The sequence below is a fragment of the Streptomyces sp. NPDC051976 genome (assembly GCF_040680795.1).
Lineage (GTDB): Bacteria > Actinomycetota > Actinomycetes > Streptomycetales > Streptomycetaceae > Actinacidiphila.
This window is the reverse complement of sequence record NZ_JBFAXL010000006.1, coordinates 1-21,415: the sequence shown is the minus strand read 5'-3', so window position 1 is coordinate 21,415 and position 21,415 is coordinate 1. Positions and strand designations below refer to the sequence as shown.

Annotated in this window: 15 protein-coding genes and 1 pseudogene; 7 read left to right on the top strand and 9 right to left on the bottom strand. The window is 70.0% G+C overall.

The genetic code is table 11. The features are described 5' to 3' along the window. Positions 1 to 19 precede the first annotated feature (19 nt). Genes AB0M29_RS08915 through AB0M29_RS08895 form a run of 5 tightly spaced genes read right to left on the bottom strand, consistent with a single transcriptional unit; the run spans position 20 to position 5,749 of the window. A complete protein-coding gene (locus AB0M29_RS08915; protein WP_365381564.1) occupies positions 20 to 1,039 on the bottom strand; it encodes an ABC transporter permease in 1,020 nt (339 codons plus the stop codon). A gap of 10 nt (positions 1,040 to 1,049) precedes the next feature. Beyond that, positions 1,050 to 2,558: a sugar ABC transporter ATP-binding protein gene (locus AB0M29_RS08910; RefSeq protein WP_365381083.1), complete on the bottom strand. Its 1,509-nt coding sequence runs from the start codon at positions 2,556 to 2,558 to the stop codon at positions 1,050 to 1,052. A gap of 20 nt (positions 2,559 to 2,578) precedes the next feature. Beyond that, entirely contained in the window at positions 2,579 to 3,646 is a 1,068-nt protein-coding gene (locus AB0M29_RS08905) for a sugar ABC transporter substrate-binding protein (RefSeq protein WP_365381080.1), read from the bottom strand. Positions 3,647 to 3,689: 43 nt separating this feature from the next. Beyond that, entirely contained in the window at positions 3,690 to 4,445 is a 756-nt protein-coding gene (locus AB0M29_RS08900; RefSeq protein WP_365381077.1) for an SDR family oxidoreductase, read from the bottom strand. Then, positions 4,442 to 5,749, bottom strand: coding sequence for an enolase C-terminal domain-like protein (locus AB0M29_RS08895; protein ID WP_365381074.1), 1,308 nt, complete (start codon positions 5,747 to 5,749; stop codon positions 4,442 to 4,444). The genes AB0M29_RS08900 and AB0M29_RS08895 overlap by 4 nt, the downstream gene beginning before the upstream one ends. A gap of 309 nt (positions 5,750 to 6,058) precedes the next feature. Here AB0M29_RS08895 and AB0M29_RS08890 point away from each other — a divergent pair, with 309 nt between their 5' ends. From AB0M29_RS08890 to larC, 4 genes are read left to right on the top strand one after another with little or no spacing between them, the layout of a single operon-like run. After that, positions 6,059 to 6,922, top strand: coding sequence for an amidohydrolase family protein (locus AB0M29_RS08890; protein WP_365381072.1), 864 nt, complete (start codon positions 6,059 to 6,061; stop codon positions 6,920 to 6,922). Continuing rightward, positions 6,919 to 8,202, top strand: a complete 1,284-nt coding sequence (gene larA, locus AB0M29_RS08885; protein ID WP_365381069.1) for a nickel-dependent lactate racemase — start codon at positions 6,919 to 6,921, stop codon at positions 8,200 to 8,202. Before AB0M29_RS08890 ends, larA begins: the two co-directional genes overlap by 4 nt. An 18-nt stretch (positions 8,203 to 8,220) precedes the next feature. Continuing rightward, entirely contained in the window at positions 8,221 to 8,904 is a 684-nt protein-coding gene (gene larB, locus AB0M29_RS08880; RefSeq protein WP_365381067.1) for a nickel pincer cofactor biosynthesis protein LarB, read from the top strand. After that, positions 8,901 to 10,115: a nickel pincer cofactor biosynthesis protein LarC gene (gene larC, locus AB0M29_RS08875; protein WP_365381065.1), complete on the top strand. Its 1,215-nt coding sequence runs from the start codon at positions 8,901 to 8,903 to the stop codon at positions 10,113 to 10,115. Before larB ends, larC begins: the two co-directional genes overlap by 4 nt. Here the strand turns inward: larC and AB0M29_RS08870 are convergent. After that, positions 10,065 to 11,015 (bottom strand): expansin EXLX1 family cellulose-binding protein, encoded by a 951-nt coding sequence (locus AB0M29_RS08870; protein ID WP_365381063.1) that lies wholly within the window; start codon positions 11,013 to 11,015, stop codon positions 10,065 to 10,067. The genes larC and AB0M29_RS08870 overlap by 51 nt on opposite strands. Before the next feature lie 66 nt (positions 11,016 to 11,081). Beyond that, positions 11,082 to 13,427, bottom strand: coding sequence for an alpha-L-fucosidase (locus AB0M29_RS08865; RefSeq protein WP_365381060.1), 2,346 nt, complete (start codon positions 13,425 to 13,427; stop codon positions 11,082 to 11,084). A 442-nt stretch (positions 13,428 to 13,869) separates the two neighbouring features. Between AB0M29_RS08865 and AB0M29_RS08860 the strand changes: the two genes are divergently transcribed. Further along, positions 13,870 to 14,571, top strand: a complete 702-nt coding sequence (locus AB0M29_RS08860; protein ID WP_365381057.1) for a hypothetical protein — start codon at positions 13,870 to 13,872, stop codon at positions 14,569 to 14,571. Between the two features lie 316 nt (positions 14,572 to 14,887). Next, positions 14,888 to 16,753 (top strand): RICIN domain-containing protein, encoded by a 1,866-nt coding sequence (locus tag AB0M29_RS08855; protein WP_365381055.1) that lies wholly within the window; start codon positions 14,888 to 14,890, stop codon positions 16,751 to 16,753. Positions 16,754 to 16,818: 65 nt separating this feature from the next. On the opposite strand, the gene AB0M29_RS08850 is transcribed toward AB0M29_RS08855, so the two are convergent. Both AB0M29_RS08850 and AB0M29_RS08845 read right to left on the bottom strand, forming a co-directional pair. Then, positions 16,819 to 18,282 carry an alginate lyase family protein gene (locus AB0M29_RS08850; protein WP_365381053.1) on the bottom strand — a complete coding sequence of 488 codons (1,464 nt, stop codon included), beginning with the start codon at positions 18,280 to 18,282 and terminating at the stop codon, positions 16,819 to 16,821. Positions 18,283 to 18,365: 83 nt separating this feature from the next. Beyond that, positions 18,366 to 20,150 (bottom strand): sigma-70 family RNA polymerase sigma factor, encoded by a 1,785-nt coding sequence (locus AB0M29_RS08845; RefSeq protein ID WP_365381050.1) that lies wholly within the window; start codon positions 20,148 to 20,150, stop codon positions 18,366 to 18,368. 656 nt (positions 20,151 to 20,806) lie between these two features. On the opposite strand from AB0M29_RS08845, the pseudogene AB0M29_RS08840 reads away from it, so the two are divergent. After that, a pseudogene (locus AB0M29_RS08840) lies at positions 20,807 to 21,310 on the top strand (non-reducing end alpha-L-arabinofuranosidase family hydrolase); the annotation flags it as partial. Between the last annotated feature and the right edge of the window lie 105 nt (positions 21,311 to 21,415).

The window sequence follows — 21,415 nt, the reverse complement described above, 5'->3', positions numbered from 1 at the left end:
GACCTACGAGAGGGCGGAGCTATTCCTGGGCCTTGCCTCCCGTGAGGCGGGACAGGGCGAGGGCGATCAGGATGATGCCGCCGTTGAGGGCGCCGATCCACTGTGCGGGTACGCCGCCGAGGGTGAGGACGTTCTGGATCAGGTAGAGCAGCAGGATGCCGGTGAAGGCCCCGAACACGCTGCCCTTGCCACCGTTGAGACTGATGCCGCCGATGACGGCGGCGGCGAACACGGTGAAGATGTAGCCGTTGCCCTGGGCGGAGGCGACCGACGCCAGGCGTCCGGAGAGCATCACCCCGCTGAGCGCCGCCAGCCCGCCCGCGGTGATCATCACGATCCACAGAACCCGGTCGGTGCGGATTCCGGCGGCCCTCGCGGCGTCGATGTTCCCGCCGATGGCGTACAGGGAGCGGCCGAAGCTGGTGAAGCCCAGGACCACGATGCCGACGGCGAAGAGGATCAGGCACACCCACACCGACGCGGGCAGCCCGAGCCACTCGGTGGTGCCGAGGTAGAGCATCGAGCCGGGCAGCTGGAAGAAGGTCTGGCCGCCGGAGATGCCGGTGAGGATGCCGCGCAGCACGATCAGCATGCCGAGGGTGACGATGAAGCCGTTGAGGCCGAAGCGGATGATGAACAGGGCGTTGAAGGCACCGACGGCCAGCCCGACGGCGAGGGCGAGGGGCACGGCCCATGCGCCCGGAACCAGGCCCAGACCGTGGCCGGTGCCGGTGGGAACGGTCAGCCACGCCGCCACTCCCGGCGCGAGACCCATCGTCGACTCCAGCGACAGGTCCATCTTCTTGACGATGAGGACCATGGTCTCGGCCAGCACCAGGACGGCGATCTCCGACATCGTCTGGAGGACGTTGATGAGGTTGTCCGTCTGCAGGAAGACGGAGTTGACCATCTGCCCGACGACGGCGATCACGACGATCGCGGGTATCAGGGCGAGATCGCGCAGACGGGCGAACGCGATGCGCCGCTCGGCCACGACCGCCGGCACGGCGGTCTGCGTGGGATCGGTCGCCTCTCCCATGGCCACGGTCTCAGGCATTGAGGTCGACTCCTTCCATGGCGGCCACGAGTTCGTGGTCGTTCCATCCGCGGGGCATTTCGGCGACGACGCGGCCCTGGACCATCACCAGGACGCGGTCGCAGATGCGCAGGTCGTCGAGCTCGTCGGAGGCCAGCAGGACGGCGGTGCCGGTGGCGGAGGTCTCCTCCGCCTTGCCCAGGAGGAACTCCTTGGACCGCACGTCGACACCGGCCGTCGGCGTGATGAGGACCAGGAGTTCGGGATTGCCGGCCAGGGCACGGGCCATGACGACCTTCTGCTGGTTGCCGCCCGACAGACCGGCGACGGGCAGCTCGGGGCCCGGGGTCTTGATGGCCAGGTTGTCGATCATGGATCTGGCGATGTCGTTCTTGCGTCGTGTGCGGATGAACCCACGGGTGCCGATCCGCCGCGGAATGGTGAGGGTGCTGTTGTCGGCGATGGACATCTGGCCGACGTACCCCTGGTAGTGGCGGTCCTGCGGCACGAATCCGACGCCTGCCGCCAGGGCGGCCGGGACGCTGCCCGGGCGCGGCCGGGTGCCCGCGATCTCCACCGTGCCGCTGTCGGCGTGGTGCAGTCCCGCCGCGGTCTCGGCCACCTCGGTGCGGCCGCTGCTGGCGGCCCCGGCGAGGCCGACGATCTCGCCCGCCCTGATCCGGAAGGTGACGTCCTGGTAGTACCCGTTCAGACCCAGGCCGCTGACGGTCAGCACATCGGGCGCCTCGCCGGGGGGAGCCGGGCGGACGGCGGCACGGCCGGCGGCGGCCGCCTCGCCGGTCATGGCGGCCACCAGCTCCGCGCGCGGCAGCTCGTTCACCGGCGCGGTGACGATGTGGCGTGCGTCGCGGAACACCGTCACCGTGTCGCAGATGTCGTAGACCTCTTGCAGGTGGTGACTGATGAACAGAAAGGTCACGTCCTGCTGCTGGAGGTCGCGGATGCGGGTGAACAGCCGGTTGATGGCGGCGGCGTCCAGTTGCGCCGTGGGCTCGTCGAGGATGATGAACCGCGCGCCGAAGGACAGTGCGCGGGCGATCTCCAGGAACTGCCGCTGCTCGACGTTCAGTTCACCTGCCGGGCGGCGGACGTCGACGTCCACCGACCACTTCTCCAGCAGTTCACGCGCCTTGCGCCGGACGCCGCCCCATCTGACGAGTCCCAGGGACGTGCGGTCGAGGCGGTGCAGGAACAGGTTCTCCGCGACGGTGAGTTCCGGGATGATGGTCGACTTCTGGTAGACGCACGCCACCCGCTGCCGCCACGCGTCGCGGTGGGACAGCCGCGGGGCGGGCACGCCGGAGAACGCGACGGTCCCCTCGTCGGGTGCCTGCAGACCGGTCAGGATGGACACCAGCGTGGACTTGCCGGCGCCGTTGCGGCCGACGAGCGCGTGGGTCTGTCCCTGGTGGACGGTGATCCCGGCGTGGTGGAGCGCCACGGTGGAATCGAATCGCTTGACGATGCCCGACGCCTCGGCGACGGGCGGAGCCGTACCCATGACTGCTGCTGCCTTCCCGGTCAGGTGAGGTGGTTTCCCCACAGGGCGGCGTCGGTGCTCTTGACGCTGGTCACCGGGCCGAAGGCCGCACCGTCGGCGGTGACGAGCGGTGCCGAGAGCTGGTCTTCCATGACACCGGGCCGGACCTGGATGATCTCGCTGTCGTGGTCGGTGGGGCCGGGCTGGAACGTCTTCCCGTCGAGGGCGGCCTTGAGGTAGTAGAGGGCGTACTTCGCGTACTGGTCGGCCGGCTGGGACACGGTGGCGTCGATCTTGCCCGCGGCGATGTCCTTGAGCTCTTCGGGGATGCCGTCGTTGGAGACGACGAAGACATGCCGGGGATCGTTCGGCGCGGTCAGCAGCCCCTTCTGCTTGAGGACCTGCAGCGTGCCGGACAGCGCGAAGCTGGACTCCATGTAGACGCCCTTGATGCCCGGGTGGGCCGTCAGGTCCGTCTGGAGCTTCTGCGCCGCAGTCGCCCCGTCCCAGTTGGTGGCCTCCCCGTAGACCTTGATGCCGGGGAAGCTCTGCTTCATGCAGGAGTTGAACGCCTCGGTACGGTCACGGCCGTTGATGGAGGCCAGGTCGCCCTCCAGCATGACCGCCTCGCCCTTGCCGCCGAGCTTGGCGCCGAGGAACTGGCAGGCCTTCTCGCCGTACGCCCGGTTGTCGGCGCGGACCACCATGAACACGTCGCCGGTGTCGGGGCGTGTGTCGACGGTGACCACGGGGATCTTCTTGTTGGCCAGCTGCTGGAGTGTCGGGGCGATGGCGGCGGTGTCCTGCGGGGCCATCGCCACCCCCTTGACGCCCTGACTGATGAACGTCTGCACGTCGGACGTCAGTTTTGCCACGTCGTTCTGGGAGTTGGTCGTCTTCAGCGCCAGCCCCAGCTGCTTGGCGTACTGCGGCGTGTACTTGATGTACGAGTTCCAGAAGTCGGTGTCGGATCGGGGGTAGTCGACGCCGACCGCCCCGGATCCCCCGGAGGCGGAGGCCGAGCCGCTGTGGCAGGCGCTCAGCGAGGGGAGGGCGAGGGCGGCCAGCGATGCGGCGAGGGCCGCGCCTCTGGTGAGTCCGAGCTTCATTGCTCTTCTCCTTCAGGGGGCGTTGCGGTGGGTGGGACGGGAGTCAGGCGCGGGGACGCAGGCGCAGCCCGCTCATGCCGCCGTCGACTTCGAGCGCGGTTCCGGTGGTCGAGCCGGAGAGCGGACCGGCCAGGTAGGCGATGGCGGCGGCGACCTCGTCCGGACGGACGAGACGGCCGGTGGGCTGCCGGGCGGACAGCGCGGCGCGTTCCGCCTCGGGATCGGCGGTCCGTTCGAGGAGACGGCCGATCCACGGGGTGTCGACGGTGCCGGGGTTGACGCAGTTGACCCGGATTCCCTCCGCGACCAGGTCGGCCGCCGCGGCCCTGGTCAGCGCCAGCACCGCTCCCTTGGTGGCGGAGTACAGCACCCGTTGGGGCAGACCCGCGGTCGCGGCGATGGAGCAGGTGTTCACCACGGAGGCGCTGCCGGACAGGCGCAGGAAGGGAAGGGCGGCACGCGTCACCCGCACGATCCCGAAGACGTTGATCTCGAAGACCCGGCGCCATTCGTCGTCGTCGTTGTCCTCGATGCCGCCCTGCGCGCCGATGCCGGCGTTGTTCACCAGGACGTCGATGCCGCCCAGTCGCGCCGCGGCCTGTCGTACCGCGGCCTCCACCCCGGTCTCGGCGACGTCGGCTCTCACCCCGATCAACGGACTGGGCACGGTGTCGGCGGCCAGGTCGAGGCAGGCGACCACGGCGCCGCGGGAGGCCAGGAGGGAGGCGGTGGCCAGACCTATCCCGGAGGCGCCGCCGGTGACGACGGCGCGCATGCCCTCCAGTTCTCCCGCGCTCATGCCGGCACCTTTCGGTCCCATACCGCGCCGGTGGGGAAGGTGTGGGCGGCGAGGGACTCCGGGCGGAGCTCGGCGCTCAGGCCCGCGGCCGTCGGTGCCAGATAGCGACCTCCCCGGAGGCGTACCGGGTCGGTGAAATGCTCGTGCAGGTGGTCGACGTACTCGATGACGCGGTCCTCATGGGTGCCGGCGACCGCCACGTAGTCGAACATCGCCAGATGCTGGACCATCTCGCACAGTCCGAGTCCGCCGGCGTGCGGGCACACCGGTATGCCGAACTTGGCGGCCAGCAGCAGGATCGCGACGTTCTCCGTGACCCCCGCGGTGCGGCTGGCGTCCATCTGGAGGATGTCCAGCGAGCCGGCTTGCAGGAGCTGCTTGAACATCACCTGGTTGTGGGTGTGCTCGCCGGTGGCCACCTTGATCGGTGCCACCATCTCCCGGATCAAGGCGTGTCCGAGGATGTCGTCGGGCGAGGTGGGTTCCTCGATCCAGTACGGGTCGTACGACGCGAGCCGCTTCATCCAGGCGATCGCCTGAGGCACACCCCACGCCTGGTTGGCGTCGACGGCGATGCGGATGTCGGGACCGACCGCCTCGCGCGCGAGGCGCATCCGGCGCACGTCGTCCTCGATGCTGGCGCCGACCTTGAGCTTGATCTGCGGGAAGCCGTCGGCCACGGCCTGCCTCGACAGCCTCACGAGCTTCTCGTCGGAGTAGCCCAGCCAGCCCGGGGTGGTGGTGTAGGCGGGAAACCCCTCCCTCAGCAGCCGCGAGGTGCGCTCCGCACGCCCCGGTTCGGAGCGGCGCAGGATGTCCAGGGCCTCCTGCCGGGTGAGGGCGTCCTCCAGGTACCGGAAGTCCACCAGGTCCACGAGCTGTTCCGGGGTCATCTCCGACAGCAGCCGCCAGACGGGCTTGCCTTCCCTGCGGCCGTACAGGTCCCACATGGCGTTGACGATCGCGGCGGCGGCCATGTGGATGACGCCCTTCTCCGGTCCGAGCCAGCGCAGTTGGCTGTCGCCGGTCAGTCGACGGGAGAAGCCGCCGAGGTCGCTCAGGATCTCCTCGACCGGCTGTCCGACCACCAGTTCGGCCAACGCGTGCACCGCGGCGACCTGGACGTCGTTTCCGCGCCCCACGGTGAAGGCCAGCCCGTGTCCCGCCGCCCCCCGGTTGGTGCGGATCGTCACGTAGGCGCCCGAGTAGTCGGGCTCGGGATTCATCGCGTCCGAGCCGTCGAGGTCGGCGGAGGTGGGGAAACGCACGTCGACCGTCTCCACGGCGGTGATCAGCTCGGTCATGCGCAAAGGCCCCTTCGGGCCTGCCGACCGCACAGGCGTGCGCGTCCTTCGCTCATCAGGAGCTCCTCACAGATACCGGTGGCAGGCCCACGCCGGGAACACCACACCTGGACATGGGATGGATTTATACGGCGGTGGATGAGGGGTGTCTAGAGGGTGCGCCGGGATGCATCGCGTATTCCCAGCTAGATACCGCAGTTGGTCCCGTGCTGCAGGGAAGTCGATCCGCAGTGAGGTCGCCATCGCTGTCGAGACATGGGATGGCCTGTTACGCTGTTGCCGCCCCGGCAAGGAGGAGTGGTCCCATCGATGTCACTGACCGCGATCGACGCACACCACCACCTCTGGGATCTGTCCCGGCGTGAGCAGTCCTGGCTGGCGGGACCGGAAACGGCCCCGATCCGGCGGGACTTCACCGTGTCCGACCTGGCCGGCGCGGTGGCCGGCACGGGGATCGGCCGGACGGTCCTGGTGCAGGTCCTGGCCGACATCGCCGAGACAGAGGAGTTCCTGGCGCTGGGCGACACGTGCGACCTCCTCGCCGCGGTCGTGGGCTGGGCCGATCTGACGTCCCCGCGTCTCGCCGAGGACCTGCAGCGGTTGCGCGAAGGCCGTGGAGGACATCTGCTGGCCGGGATCCGCCACCTCGTCCAGAGCGAGCCGGACCCGGGCTGGTTGACCAGGACGGACGTGATCGCCGGCCTGCGGACCGTCGCCTCCCAGCACCTCACCTACGACCTGTTGGTACGCCCGCGCCAACTGCCCGCGGCCATCGCGGCGGTACGGGCCGTACCCGAGTTGACCTTCGTCCTCGACCACGCCGGCAAACCGCCGATCGCGTCCGGATCACTGCTGGCGTGGGCGTCACTGCTCGGCGAACTCGCCGCTGAGCCCAACGTGTTCTGCAAGCTCTCCGGGCTGGTCACCGAGGCCGATCCGCAGACCTGGACGGTCGACGGCCTGCGCCCCTACGCGGAGGTCGTGCTCGACGCCTTCGGTGCGTCGCGGGTGATGTTCGGCTCCGACTGGCCGGTGTGCCTGCTGGCCGACTCGTACGACCGGGTGTGGACCGCCGCCAGGGAGTTGACCGCGGGCCTGTCCGGCGCCGAGCGGGACGCCGTCTTCGGCGGGTCGGCCACCCGCGCGTACCAACTGGAAGGACGACGACCGTGAAAGTGCGCCTCTCCTACGGTGACGCCGGCCTGGACATCGACGTCGACCCGGCGGTGACGACAGTCGTCGAACCGGTACGGCACCAGGCCGCACCCGACCAGGGCGCCGTCCTGGCCGCCGCGCTGCGCTCGCCGGTGGCCGGGCCGCCGCTGCGCGACAGAGTGCGCCCCGGGCAGACCGTGGCGATCTCCGTGTGCGACGGCACCCGCCCGCAGCCCAGGCGCCTCATGATCCCCGCCGTTCTGGCCGAACTCGACGGGATCGTACGCCTGGAGGACATCGTCGTCCTGGTCGCCACCGGCACCCACCGTGGCAACAGCGAGAGCGAACTGCGGCAGATGCTCGGCGACGAGATCGTGGATCACGTCCGTGTGGTCAACCACGACGCGCGGGACCGGCAGCAGCTGACCTGGATGGGCACCTTCGGCGACAAGGTGCCCGTGTGGCTGAACCAGGAATGGGCGCAGGCGGATGTGCGGATCACCACCGGGTTCGTCGAACCGCACTTCTTCGCGGGGTTCTCCGGCGGCCCCAAGCTCGTGGCTCCCGGTCTGGCGGCGGTGGAGACCGTACTGGTCCTGCACGACGCCGCCCGGATCGGCAGTCCGCAGGCCACCTGGGGCATCACGCGGGGCAATCCGGTCCACGACGACGTACGCGCCATCGCGGAGGCGACCGGAGTGACCTTCGCCCTCGACGTGGTCCTCAACCGGGACAAGGACATCGTCGCCGCCTTCGGCGGAGACCTGCTGCCCATGCACGCGGCCGCCACCGCGACGGCCCGGCGGCTGGCCATGCGCCCGGTACCGGCGCCGTTCGACGTGGTCGTCACGACGAACTCCGGCTTCCCGCTGGACCAGAACCTCTACCAGTCCGTGAAGGGCATGTCCGCCGCCTACCAGGTGACACGGCCGGGCGGGACGATCGTGTGCGCCGCCGAATGCCGCGACGGCTTTCCCGACCACGGCTCCTACCGGCAGGTCCTGTCCTCGGCGGCGTCGCCGGAGCACCTGCTCAGCGCCATAGCGGCCAGGTCCGCGGCCGAGACCGTACCCGACCAGTGGCAGGTCCAGATCCAGGCCCGCATCCAGAGCGGATGCCGGGTGGTGATGCACACCTCCCACCTCAGCGACGAGGAACTCGCCGCCGCCCATCTGGAACAGACCGCCGACATCTCCTCCACCGTCGCCCGGGCCCTCGCCGCGGCCGGCCCGCACGCCCGGCTGTGCGTCCTGCCCGAAGGACCCCAGACCATCCCGTACGTGCGGTCCGCCACCTGACCAGGAGAGAGGCTCCCGATGGACAGCCCAGCCATACTCGATCTCGGTTTCGCGCGGCTCGACATCGCCCGCGAGGCCCGGCAGGGCGTACCGGAAGTGGTCTACGCCCCGGGCAAGACCCGCGAGCAGATCACCGCCATCGCCGAGCAGCTCCTGGTCCACAACACCGGGCCGGTGCTGGTCACCCGCGTGGATCCCGGCCTCGCCGAGGCGGTCGTCCGTGACGTGCCCGGTGGCCACTACGACAGCGAGGCACGGCTGCTGACGTGGCGCCCGGCCGCGCAGGCGAGCTTCGGCGTCGCCGTCGTGGCCGCCGGGACCTCCGACCGGCCGGTGGCGGCCGAGGCGTGCGCGGTCGCCACCGGCGTCGGGCTGGCCACCACCGCCGTGCACGACGTCGGCGTCGCCGGTCTGGACCGGATCCTGGCGGTCAGGGACCTTCTGCGGGAACAGGACGCCGTGATCGTGGTGGCGGGAATGGAAGGAGCCCTGGCCAGCGTCGTCGGCGGGCTGGTCGCCTGCCCGGTGGTGGCCGTGCCCACCTCCACCGGATACGGCGCGTCACTCGAAGGGGTCACCGCCCTGCTGGCCATGCACGCCTCCTGCGCCGCCGGCATCACCGTGGTCAACATCGACTCCGGTTTCGGTGCCGCCATGGCCGCCCACCGCATCGCCAGGGCCTGCGGAGGAAACCGCTCATGATCTGCTGGATCAACCCGTTCACCGGCCTCGCCGGCGACATGCTGCTGGCCGCGCTCATCGACGCCGGCGCGCCTCTCGACGGGATCAGGGACGCGATCCGGTCCACCGGTCTGACCGGCTGGGAGCTGTCGGCACACCAGGTCACCACCCATGGGCTGGCCGCGACGCGGCTGTACGTCGAGGTCGGCGACACGGCCACCGAAAGGGCGGCGGCCGAACTGCTGGAGATGGCCGGCCGGGCCCGCCCCGAGCCCGTCGCCGCTCTCGCGGTCGCCGCACTCACCGCCATCTCCACCGTCGAGGGAAAGCTGCACGGCGTCGACCCGCGCGAGGTGCACCTGCACGAACTCGGCGGTCATGACACGATCGTCGACCTCGTCGGTGTGGCGGCCGCGTTGCACCTGCTCGGTGTCACCGAGGTCGTGTGCGGCCCCCTGCCGCTGGGTACCGGCCACACCCGTTCCGCACACGGCATCATCCCCGTCCCCGCCCCGGCCACTGCGGCACTCCTCCAAGGCGCGGCCGTTACCGGCACCGACGTGCCGGGCGAGACGGTCACCCCCACCGCGGCGGCGCTGCTGACCGCCGCGGGTGCCCGCTACCAGCCGCTGCCCACGGTGACGCTGGGACGCACCGGATACGGCGCCGGCACCCGTACCCTCACCGACCGGCCCAACGTCTGCGGCGTGACCCTGGCCGTCCCTGCTCGCGGGGGAGGGGAAGCCGTGACCGTCCTGGAGACCAACCTCGACGACGTCACAGGCGAGACACTCGCGCACGTGGTGCAACGCGCCCTGGACATCGGCGCCCTGGACGCCTGGGTGACCCCCGCGGTGATGAAGAAGGGCCGCCCGGCACACGTCCTGCACTGCCTGACACCCCCCGGCCGGGCGGAAGAGCTCCTGGACCTGCTGTGCGCCGAGACCGGGTCGCTGGGGGTACGCCGCCATGACGCCGTCCGCACCGTCCTGCCGAGGCGTACCGGGACCGTGGACGTCGACGGTGTCGCGGTGCGTGTCAAGTTCGGGCCCCACCGGGCCAAGCCCGAACACGACGACGTCGCCGCGGCCGCCGCCCGGCTGGGACTGCCCCTGCGCGTCGTGGCCGAGCGGGCCGCCGCGGCGGCGCTGCGGGAGCAACCGGCCGGTTCCCGCTCTGAGTCAGTGCTCGGCGAACTGCACCCGGGTCGGCTGCGCGACGTTCGGCCGTAGCGTGATCCCGCTGACCGACAACCGCTCTCCGTAGATGTCGGTCATCCTGATCGCGCCCCCGCATCCGGCGCCGTCGGCGGAGAGGAAGTAGTTGTAGGCGGTACGGGGCAGAGTCCGCCAGCCGCCGGAGGTGCGAACCTCCAGCCGCGCCACCGGGTTCCGGTGGCCGAGCACCTGAATGCCGCACCACCACCGGGTGGATCCGGTCTTGTACCGGATCGACACGGTGCCGGTGGCAGCCGGGCTCAGCAGCTGCCACGTGATCGGGATCCGGCCGAGCGAAGGGTCGGCGAGCTTGGCGAACGCGGGCCCGCTCAGGTCGAGTTGCCCCGGTGCGCAGGGCCGCGGGCACTCATTGGTGATGCGGACCGTGACGGATGCGCCGTTGGCGGCGTGGACGAGCACATAGGCACCGCACGCCTTGGAGGACTCGTAGTCGGTGGTGTTCATCGCCGCGATCATGAGGTCGGGGCTCGGACCGAACAGGCATGCGCCGTCGCCGTCACGGGCGTCGTAGGCGGTGGCGACCCCCGGGTAGGTGACGTGCGGCCGAATCCGCCCCGCCAGGGGCGCCCGGGCGGACCGTGCCCCGGGGTCGCCCGTGGCGGACGGCCGGGGTGATGCGGTGGCCGTCCCCGCTGACGGGGACGAAGGGCCCTCCGGGGGCGGCGTCCGTGTCGCGGCCGGGGACGTCGACGAAGCCGGAGGAGTCTTGGTGACGAGGACGGTCGCTCGGCCGTCGGTGGCGGAGGTGACCGTGACGTGCCCGGCGCCCGCGTCCCGGTCGGGGACGAGCAGGTACGCGCCACAGGCTGTCACGGCCAGCGCCAGCGGCAGCCATCGGCGAACGATCCTGCGCCTGCGCCGTTGCTGCCGGGCGGCCGTCCTCGTCGTGTGCATGTACATCCGTTCTCATGGGGCCGGGAGTCGGAGCCTGGTGCCCGGGAGTGGCCCCCGGGCGGCGGTTCACAGGGCGATGAGTTGCCAGTCCTGGTTGGGGCCGCTGGTGGTGGGCCACTGGATGACGGCGGCGCCGTCGGCGGAGGAGGCGTCCCTGACGTCGGCGCACCATCCGTTGCGGACGTTGACGAGCCGGTAGTAGCCGCTCGCACTGGACGGGACGAGCTTCCACCACTGGTTGTCGCCGCCGTTGTCGCCCCACTGGTCCAGGGCGGCGCCCTGGGCGGAACTCCCGGGGCTCTCCAGGACCTTGCCGCTGTGGCCGTTGGCCAGCCGGTAGGAGCCGTCGCTGTTGGGCAGCAGCTTCCACTGCTGGTTGGTGCCGCCGTTCCACGGCCACTGGATGACGCCGGCGCCATCGGCGCCCGAGGAGTCGCTGACGTCCAGTGCCTTGCCGCTGTTGCGGTTGATCAGCTTGTAGCTTCCCGCGTCCGCGCCGAAGGGCCGGTCGTAGACCTCCAGGCCGCGGATGGATGCCCAGACTCCGGAAGGCAGTCCGGTGACGGTGACGCGCACGTACCTTGCCTGGGCCCGGAACGCGGCCACCTGCACCTGGCTGGTGCTGGTCGTGGCGGTGCTGTCGGCGAGCGTGGTCCAGGTGGTGTCGTCGGTGGAACCCTCGATCCTGTAACGGTAGTTGGCGGCGTCCAGCTCCCACGCGATGCGGGTGCCGGTCAGGGAGCGGGTCGAGCCGAGGTCGACCTTGAGCCAGTGGCCCGTGTTGCCGTCGTTCGCGCACCAGCGGGTGGCGGTGGACCCGTCCACGCCCTTCGCGGCGGTGTTGCCCTTGGACGTCTCCTCGCTGTCGGCGGTGGCCGTCCTGCCCGCGGCGATGTCAGCGGGCTGTACTGACCGGTCGAGCGTGACACCGACGACGCTGTCCTGGGGGTGGGTGGTGCGGTCGATGCCGGTGACGGTGACCCGGCCGTCACTGCCGAGGGTGTACGGCAGGTTCTTTCCTGAACGTACGTCGAACACGCGGGTGACCTGAGCGTCGCCGACCGGCTCGGTGGTGAAGGAGGTGCCGCTGTAGCCGGGCAGCAGGTGGGCGTAGAAGGTGCTGTCCTTGTACGTGTACCCGTACTGGCCGTCGACCGGGTTCCACGGGCCGCCGCGGGTGCCGTAGACGGACTGGCCGCAGGCGGTCATGAAGCCGCCGATCTGCCGGAGCAGGCCGGCCTGGGCGTCGGAGACGGTGCCGTGCCGGTCCGGGCCGACGTTGACCATCACGGTCATGTTCCGCACCCAGCAGTTGACCAGGATGTTCATGGCCGTGCCGTAGCTCATGACAGCGGTGTTGGAGTAACCCCACGTGCCGATGACACTGAACACCTTCTCGACGAGCCTGCCGGTGCGGATCGCCCCGCTCGGGACCGAGGGGCCTTCGTCGCTGTCGTAGTCGCCCTTCCAGCCGGATCGTGAGGTGGCGACGATGTCGGGCTGGTGCTTGCGGACCATGCCCATCAGTCCCAGCGGCTTGCCACTGGCGTCCGTCTCGCCGTACGCGGCGTCCACCGGCCACTGGTTGGCGGGGTCGCGGAACTGGCCCGGTTCCCAGAAGAACGCGCCGTCGGCGTCGGTGCCCTGCTCCGCGACCCAGCCGCCGTCCCACCACAGGTCGTCGATCACGCCGTACTGGGTGACGAGCTCCTTGACGGACTCGTACACCTCGGTCTTCATGATCCGCGCGTTCTCCTTGTGGGCCGGATCGGTCGTGTAGTTCCACGGGTTGGGGGCGCAGTTGGTGCCGTACACGTCGTAGTAGCCGGGGTAGCGCCAGTCGATCGGCGAGTAGTACAGGCCCACCTTGAGCCCGGCCGCCCGCACGGCGGCGACGTAGTCCTTGACGAAGTCACGGCTCAGCGGCGCCTGGCCGGAGCTCCAGGCGTTGGGGTGGTTCAGCGGCCACAGGGCGAACCCGTCGTGGTGACGGGTGGTCAGTGTCGTGTACTTCGCCCCGAAGTCCTTCGCCAACTGCGCCCAGGCCGCCGGGTTGTAGGCGTCCGCGGTGAACTGCTGACCGGTGGCGTCGGTGACGTACTTCCGGTAGTCGCTCGGCGTGACGGCGGCGCTGTGCATGTACCACTCGCCCTGGGCGGGGCCGGCGTAGACGCCCCAGTGGATGAACATGCCCAGCTTGGCGTCCTGCAGCCACTGGACCTTGTTGTCAGGCTGCTGTTCCACGCCCATGTCCGTCTTCGGGATCCGCAGGGGCGGCAGCGGCAGCGGCAGAGGGGCGGGCGTCGTGGCGGCGTGAGCGGTCGTCGCCACAGCGACGGAACCCACCGCGGCGGCCGCCGTCGTGGCCGCGATGCCGACGAGGATCGACCTGCGGGAGATGGATTCGGGCAACGTGGTTCCTCCTGTTGGTCGGCAGAAGAGCGCCCTGGGCCGGTCACCTCGGGCTCGGGGCAGCGCGGTTCGGCCGGTGGCCCGGGCCGTGTCCGGAGACGTGCGGTGCATGCCCGCTGCAGCCGAAGACATTGGATGAATTAAGGAACACTCGTGGGGCCTGTGTCTAGGGTTGCGGTCGAGGATTCCTGAAATCCTGCGGTAATCCTGGCTGAGTTGTCACGCTGGTGTGGCTTGACATGGGATGTATTGGGTTGTCAGGGCGTCGGCGGGAGAGGGGCGTGCGCATCCGAGGCCGTACCGGGCGAGGTGAGAATGGACCAGTTGAGGGTGAACGCGACCCACCTTGCCGAGCGACGGGCGCCCCTACCGTGGCGGTCGTGGAGCCCTGGACCCCCACGGTCCAGGCTCCCACAGAACCCCCCACGCGAGGAGAACCCTCATGGCACGAGTACTGAAGAAGCTCTGGCCGGCGCCGCTGCTGGCCGGCGCGGTCGCCTTCGTGATGTCCGTGGCGCCCGCGCAGGCCGCCACCTGGTCGTCGACCGACGCGTTCGGCACCTGGTCGAACGGCGGCTACGAACTCAACAACGACGTCTGGGGCGGCGGCGCGGGCCCCCAGACCATCTGGGCCAACTCGTACGGCAACTGGGGCGTCTGGGCGAACCACCCCGACACCGGTGGGATCAAGTCCTACCCGCACGTCGCCCGCACGGTCGGCACTCCCGTCAACTCCCTGTCCTGGGTGAGTAGTTCCTTCAACGTCTCGGTACCTGGCGGCGGCGCCTACGAGACGGCGTACGACATCTGGGACAGCGGGTACCACAACGAGATCATGCTCTGGATGAACAAGACGGGCCCTGTCGGTCCGCTGGGCAGCTACCAGGGCACGGTCTCGGTCGGCGGACACACCTGGAGCGCGTACAAGGGCAGCAACGGCTCGAACGCCGTCTTCTCCCTGGTCCGCAACGGCAACACCAGCGCCGGCGCGGTCGACATCCTGGCCGTGCTGAAGTGGATGGAGTACAGCGAGGGCTGGTTCGGCAACGTCAACCTGGGCAGCGTCCAGTTCGGTTACGAGATCACCTCCTCCTCCGGCGGGATGAACTTCGTCAGCAACAGCTACAGCCTCGGCTGGGGCTGATTCGCCGGCAGTGCCGCCCGGGCTCCGCGGAGCCCGGGCACAGGCACGCCGGTGTTGCCCGTGGTGGGGCAGACGGGTGACAGAATATTAGCGCTAACAATTGCGGGGGGCATGGATCTGCGCGAAGCATTGACACCCGCCTGGGCTTCCTCCTAGCTTCCTTGTGTCGAACCGATTCGACTATCTGGCTCCTGCTCCTCTCCACCCGGCCGCCCCCGCCTGGTCCCGCGCCCGCAGAGGCCGCCGCGTGCCCAAGAACAGGGGCCGGGAGACACGTTGGGCGATCGCGCCCGTACGCCAACCTTGGAGGCCCTCGATGCGCAATCTCCCACCGGCCGGGCGCACCGGCAGACCAGGCTCGGCAGTACGCCGCAGCCGCCGCACAGCCACGGCGCTCGCCGTGCTCTGTGCCTCGATCGGCACCATCACCCTGCCCGGTACCGCGGCGCACGCCGCTGACACCAGTGTCACGGTGGACTTCGCAACCGCCGGAGGCGCCCCCACCTACCACGCCTCGGGCATGATCTACGGGATGACACCGGACGGCTCGCTGCCGCAGGACCACTTCTTCACGGACATCAAGTGGCACTTCATGCGTGCCGGCGGCGCGCAGCTCAACAGCGGTGGCTACGCCACGAGCCTCGCGGACTACCGGACCCGGTGGAACGCCACTTTGGCTCAGTACAAGCGCACCGCGGCCCTCGGCGGCACCTTCGTCCTGCTGCCGCACGACCTGTGGGGCGCCGACGGCACCACCAGTCAGGGCTGGCCCGGCGACAACGCCGACTGGACCCAGTTCGACAACTTCGTCACCCAGCTCATCGGCGACGTCAAGGCCAACAACATGACCGTCGAATGGGATCTGTGGAACGAGCCCGACGGCAGCGGCTTCTGGGGGCGGTCCCAGAGCCAGTATCTGCAGATGTGGTCGCGGTTCTCCGCGCGCGTCCGGGCGGCGTTCCCCGGCCAGTTGATCGTCGGTCCCAGCATTGCCGGCCAGCCCCTCTCCTCGAACGGCTGGTGGACGACCTACCTGAACTACGTCAAGGCCAACAACGTCGCTCCCGACATCTACAGCTGGCACGACGAACCCGCCGACCCGGTCACCGGGGTCGCGAGCGCCAACTCCACCCTCGCCGCCGCCGGTCTGGCCAACACCCGGCCCTACCAGATCAACGAGTACGGCGCGCTCTCCCAGCAGAATCCGGGCGGCGGCGCCTGGTTCATCGGCCGCCTGGAGCGCACCGGTGCCGACGGCTTGCGCGGCAACTGGGCATCGGGCACCAACCTGCACGACGACGAGGCCAATCTGCTCACCAAATCGGGCAGCCAGTACCTGCCGCTCGGCGAGTGGTTCATGTACCGCTACTACGGCTCGCAGACCGGGAACATCGTCAACTACATCCCCGGCAGCAACAACGACGGCCTGTCCACCAAGGACAACGCCGCCAGGAACGCCAAGATCCTCATCGGCAGCAACGGCAACACCGGCAACGTCACCGTCCACCTCACCGGCCTGAACACCACTTCTGTCGTGGAGAACGGCAAGGTCCGCGCCGTCGTCCAGCGCATCCCCTACAACAACGGCGCCGCCGTCACCGGACCCACCACCATCTCCGACACCACGCTGACGGTCAGCGCCAACGCCGCCTCGCTGACCGTCCCCTACACCAACGCCAAGGACGGCTACACCGTCACCCTGTTCCCGCCGTCCACCACGACGGTCTCCACCGTCGCGGTCAGCGAGAACAGCGGCCAGTGCCTGGACGACACCAACCTCAGCACCGCCAACGGCACCCAGTACCAGCAGTACTCCTGTGAGGGCGGCTACCAGCAGATGCTCGACCTCAAACCGGTCGCCGGCCGGGCCCACGCGTACACCGTCGTCAACGAACTCAGCGGTAAGTGCCTGGACGTCTCCGGCGCCTCCACCGTCGACGGCGCCGCCGTCATCCAGTACACCTGCAACGGTGCCGCCAACCAGCAGTTCACCCTCAACCCGGTCACCGCTCTCGGCAACAGCCAGGACTACCAGCTCGTCGCCGTCCACAGCGGCAAGTGCGTCGACGTCACCGGCGTCTCCACCGCACCGCACGCCTTGATCCACCAGTGGACCTGCGACCCGGCCGGCACCCTCAGCACCAAGAAGAACCAGATCTGGCGTCTGCAAGGCATCGGCTGACCAGGCACTCTCCGAACATCGGCATGCCTCGCCGCCCTTGCGGGGCGGCGAGGCATCCGCCTGTCTCACCGGGAGGCTTGGTGCCGCCGGCGGCGCAGGGCGAGGAAGCCGACCGCGGTCGCGAGGACACCGGTGCCCGCGATGGCACTCAGGCCCCCCGCTCCGGTCGCCGCGAGCCCTCGTCCGCCGCCCTGGGGCGCCGCACCGCCTGCCGTGGTCCCGGTCCTGTGCGCGGTCGGGACGTCCGAAGGGCTCGCCGCCGCAGTGGGGTGAGCGGCCGCGGGCCCGCCGGCCCGCTCCCTGGTGAAGACGAGGGTGCCGAACCCGAGGTGGTCGAAACCGCCGCTGTTGGGGCCGTAGTCGCCTCCGCCGCCCTCGGGACGGACCCTGGAGGCCATGGCGGTCACATACGGCGCGGTCAGGCCCCGCCGGTTGACGTAGTGGTGGTAGATGCCTTCCCAGATCGGGCGAATCTGGCCCCGGCTGTCCGGGGACGCCGCGGTGAAGGTGTCCGTCCCGGACCAGACGGAGGGCGCACCCTTGTGCCAGGTGTAGGGCGTGTACGGCACGTTCTGCCCGAGGTTCCATTTGGCCGCGTACTCCGCTCCCTTGAGGAAGCGGTTGTCGTCGTAGCCGTACAGGTCGACACCCTGGTTCCAGGCCATCTCGCAGATCGTGGCCATCAGGCCGATGCTCAGCAGCGCGTGGCCCTGGTCGCGGCCCACCTCGGTGACCTGTCCGAGTCCGCCGGGATGGATGACCGGAATGGCGTGCCGGACGGAGCCGTTGCCCGCCCCGTTCCTGAAGTAGGTGACAGCCTGGTCGACCTTGGCCCGGTCGTCGCAGAGGATGCCGATGGCCAGGACGGAGGCCACGCTGAGCAGGTCCCAACTGGCCCAGTAATTGGTGATGTACGCGCCGTTGTGGTCCGTCAGGAACGAGTCGTTGACCGGGTAGAAGACGTGGAGCATCATCCGCTGGAAGCGGGCGAGGTCGAAGCCGGGGTAGTCACGCATCAGTTCGGCCGCGTTGGCGAACTGGTAGCCGTGGATGCCGGCCAGGATGAACCTGTCGGCACTGCCGTCGAGCTTCGTGAGCTTCGCCGACCAGGCGTTGAGGATGTCGCGGGCCGCGTCGGCGTGGGCGGTCTCGCCGGTGATCCTCCAGCGCAGGGCGTTCTGGTAGGCGGCGTGGATGTCGTGGTACTGGGTGGGGTAGTTCTCCGACCCCGCGCCGCGGTACACGACCGCCTGCGGGTTGGCCTTCCAGGTGCTCTGCGCGTGGCGGTTGGCGGCCAGCTTGGCGTAGCCCGCGGCCCAACGGCCGGTGCCCGCGGCCACCTTGGCGGCCATCCGGTCCAGGTCGGCCCGGGTGTGCAGCATTCCCGGATGCGCGAACGCGGGAGACGCGGAAGCGGGAAGGGCACTGCGCAGCCCCCAGAGGCCGACGCTCCCGGTCACTCCTGCGGCTGCGGCCGCCTTCAGCGCCGTGCGCCGGTTCATCGCGGGCCGGATGTCGTTGTGGCTCACTCACTGACTCCTCGTGGATACGGTCCTGACGTCAGTGGAGATGCGTCGGCCGCCCGGGGAATCACAGAAATCCGGCCGCGTTCTCAGCGGAGTTCTGAGCGCTGCGGTACGGACAGCGGATCGGCGGGTGCGCCGCGAGTGAGGTACTGCGGGACCGGAGCGGTGTCGAGGCCGTTGTCGCGGACCAGCCCGAAGCGCTGCGTGCCCGGCGAACCGGGGGAGGGCGCGGTGGTGACGTCGGCTGTGACGGCGGTCCAGGAGGACGGCCAGACGTCCAGGTTGTAGTCCGCCGCCGTCTCGTTGAGGTGCACGGTGACACTGCCGTCGAGGTAGTAGAACTCCTGCTGCCACATCTGCTGGGCGCCCGGGGGCAGGACGATCCGCCCGTCCGTGGCGTTGCCCATCCATGTGCCGGTGGTGCCCGGGTCCGGGTCGTCCATCCGGTGTCCTCCGCCGGAGGCGACGTGGAAGAGCCTTCCGCGCAGGCCGGTCCAGGAAGGCATGGTGAGCATGCCGGAGCGCTGGGCGAACATCACTTGCCAGTGCACGGCGAAGTACCCCCGGCCGCGGATGGTGACCGCGTCGCCTCGGTGCACGATCTGGTAGCCCGCCCCGGAGCGCTTCTGGAAGGCACTGGTCAGGGAAAGCGTGCCCTCGGGGCGTCGGGGGAGTGCCCGGGGACGCAGGCCGGCGGGCGGAGCGGCGTCGGGGCTGTCCACGACGCTGCCGTACACGCCCGAGAGCGGCAGTGGGAGACGCGAGGCGCGCGGACGCGGCGTCGCTGTCGGTGCGGCGGACACGGTCGAGGGCACGGTCGGCGGCACACCCGCAGGAGGCGCCGATGACGCACGGAGAGGGGCTGGCGAACCGTGGTGCCAGGGCGCGACGAGCGTCAGCGCCGCACCGCCGCCGACGGCCAGGATGCCCGCGCAGACCAGGGCCACCGCCTTGCCGGCTGTCGCTCCTCCGGCGGTGGCCGCGCCGGACAGCGCCGGTGCGGACGCCGCCGTGCCGCTGGAGCCGGTCACGACAGGGGTGACGGGTGACGCCGTCTGTGCCGCCGTCCCGAGCTTGGCGGCCCAGCCCCGCAGAGCGAGCAGCGCGGCGGGCAGTGGCACGAGAGCGAGGGGCGCCAGCAGACCCTCGAGCGGAACCAGCCCTTTCTGCCGCGCGGAGCACACCTGGCAATCCCGTACGTGGCGGCCGAGCCGCTTGCGCCACAGGCCGCTGGGACCCCCGTCCCACGACGTGGTGAGCAGGCGGAGATCCGGGCAGACGGGCCGCGCGTCAAGCGCGCGTACGATCATGCGGCCGGTGTTCAGCCGCGCCTTGAGCCGATCGACGCGGACGGCGACATGGTGACCGGAGAGCTGCAGCGTGGCGGCGATCTCCGCGCGAGTGAGCCGCCCGGCGGTCTCCAGCCACCACAGTGACAGCAACGCGCTGTCCTCCCGGTCCAGCCAGCGGGTCGCCTCGACAACCTCGCGGCGCTGCCCGGACAGGCTCAGCCGCAGGATCGTGAGATCCACGAAGTCGGCCCCGGAGTCGACGGCGTCGAAACCCTCCACCAGCGGGTCCGCCCAGGAACGCGCCGTCCGCGAACGCCGGTGCTCCCGTATCTGGTTCATGGCGACTGCCACCGCCCAGGACCTGAACTGAGCGGTCTCCCGCACCTGGCCGACACCGCCGACGATCTTCAGCATCGTCTCCTGGACCACGTCGTCCACGTCCGCATGGCCGTTGAGCGCCCGACCGACGATGCTGTACACGAGTGGCAGGTAACCGGCCACGAGCGTCTCCACCGCACGCGGATCGCCGTCCCGGGCCGCGGCGACCACGTCCGCTCCGGGCTGCTGCTTCGTGTCCACCGTCTCGCTCCTCACCGGTCAGGCGGCTTCCGGCCGGAAGGGACGCCGTTCGCGTGCGGCGCCACCGTGGCAGGTGCGCCACGAGCCCTCGCGGCGGCTTGTCAGGGATCGGGGCATGGGCGTGGGGAAGCACATGAGCGTGGAGTCCGCCGTCCCAGCGGAAACCCATCCTACGAGAGCGCCGACGCTTCCACGCAGCGCATCCGTGCCGCGTGCGCGGCGGTCTCGACGACGGTGCTCCGGCGTGAGTCACCGCACGCGAGCCCCGGCGGCTGACCACGCGGGCGTCGTTGACGCGCATCGGATTCGTCTGCTTACCTTGTTGTCAATGACCCGCCGTGGTCGCCCGATTGCCGGATCGGGCGCCGATTGCGGGAAGGCCGCCTCTCCGACGGAGTCGCGGGTACCGGCCTCAGCCCTTTGCGCAGATCACCCACCCCGTAGCGGTTCGCGCCCATCTGACAGGCAGTCACTGTCGTCCGCTGCTGCGACTTCCGTGATCCCGATGGCGTTGCCCACCCTCGCCGCGGGGGTTTCGGCCGTGTGCTTTCGCCATCACCGTGCCTGGCTCGGGTGGCCAACTGGGCTCCGACGCCTGCCCGACGACGGCTTTCGTGTCCCTGTCGTCACCACCAACTGTTAGCGCTATCAATCCCAACCAGACCCTGATCGGCGACGGCCAGAACATGTACCTGTTCTTCGCCGGTGACAACGGCAGCATCTATCGGGCGAGCATGCCGATCGGGAACTTCCCCGGCAGCTTCGGCTCGTCGTACACGACGGTCATGAGCGACTCGCAGGCCAACCTGTTCGAGGCCGTGCAGGTCTACAAGGTTCAGGGCCAGAACCAGTACCTCATGATCGTTGAGGCCATGGGTGCGAACGGCCGCTATTTCCGCTCGTTCACGGCCTCCAGCCTGAGCGGTAGGTGGACCCCGCAGGCCGGCAGCGAGAGCAACCCCTTCGCGGGCAAGGCCAACAGTGGTGCCACCTGGACCAACGACATCAGCCACGGTGACCTGGTCCGCAGCAACCCCGACCAGACCATGACCATCGACCCCTGCAACCTGCAGTTCCTCTACCAGGGCAAGTCGCCCAGCGCGGGCGGCCCCTACGACCAACTGCCCTGGCGGCCGGGCCTCCTCACCCTGCAGCACTGACCCGCCCCGAGTACCATCCAGCAGGCCGTGGCCGCTGTAGTTGAACACGATGGTGGCTTCGCGCCCGGTCCGCTTGCACTCCAGCGCCTTGTCGATGACGGCGCG

What these genes read in the sequence shown, in the direction of transcription:
- AB0M29_RS08860 (WP_365381057.1), top strand. Translation starts at nt 13,870, where the DNA reads ATGGCACGAGTACTGAAGAAGCTCTGGCCGGCGCCGCTGCTGGCCGGC.
- AB0M29_RS08900 (WP_365381077.1), bottom strand. Translation starts at nt 4,445, where the DNA reads ATGAGCGCGGGAGAACTGGAGGGCATGCGCGCCGTCGTCACCGGCGGC.
- AB0M29_RS08890 (WP_365381072.1), top strand. Translation starts at nt 6,059, where the DNA reads ATGTCACTGACCGCGATCGACGCACACCACCACCTCTGGGATCTGTCC.
- AB0M29_RS08905 (WP_365381080.1), bottom strand. Translation starts at nt 3,646, where the DNA reads ATGAAGCTCGGACTCACCAGAGGCGCGGCCCTCGCCGCATCGCTGGCC.
- AB0M29_RS08870 (WP_365381063.1), bottom strand. Translation starts at nt 11,015, where the DNA reads ATGCACACGACGAGGACGGCCGCCCGGCAGCAACGGCGCAGGCGCAGG.
- AB0M29_RS08910 (WP_365381083.1), bottom strand. Translation starts at nt 2,558, where the DNA reads ATGGGTACGGCTCCGCCCGTCGCCGAGGCGTCGGGCATCGTCAAGCGA.
- AB0M29_RS08855 (WP_365381055.1), top strand. Translation starts at nt 14,888, where the DNA reads ATGCGCAATCTCCCACCGGCCGGGCGCACCGGCAGACCAGGCTCGGCA.
- AB0M29_RS08895 (WP_365381074.1), bottom strand. Translation starts at nt 5,749, where the DNA reads ATGACCGAGCTGATCACCGCCGTGGAGACGGTCGACGTGCGTTTCCCC.
- larC (WP_365381065.1), top strand. Translation starts at nt 8,901, where the DNA reads ATGATCTGCTGGATCAACCCGTTCACCGGCCTCGCCGGCGACATGCTG.
- larB (WP_365381067.1), top strand. Translation starts at nt 8,221, where the DNA reads ATGGACAGCCCAGCCATACTCGATCTCGGTTTCGCGCGGCTCGACATC.
- AB0M29_RS08915 (WP_365381564.1), bottom strand. Translation starts at nt 1,039, where the DNA reads ATGGGAGAGGCGACCGATCCCACGCAGACCGCCGTGCCGGCGGTCGTG.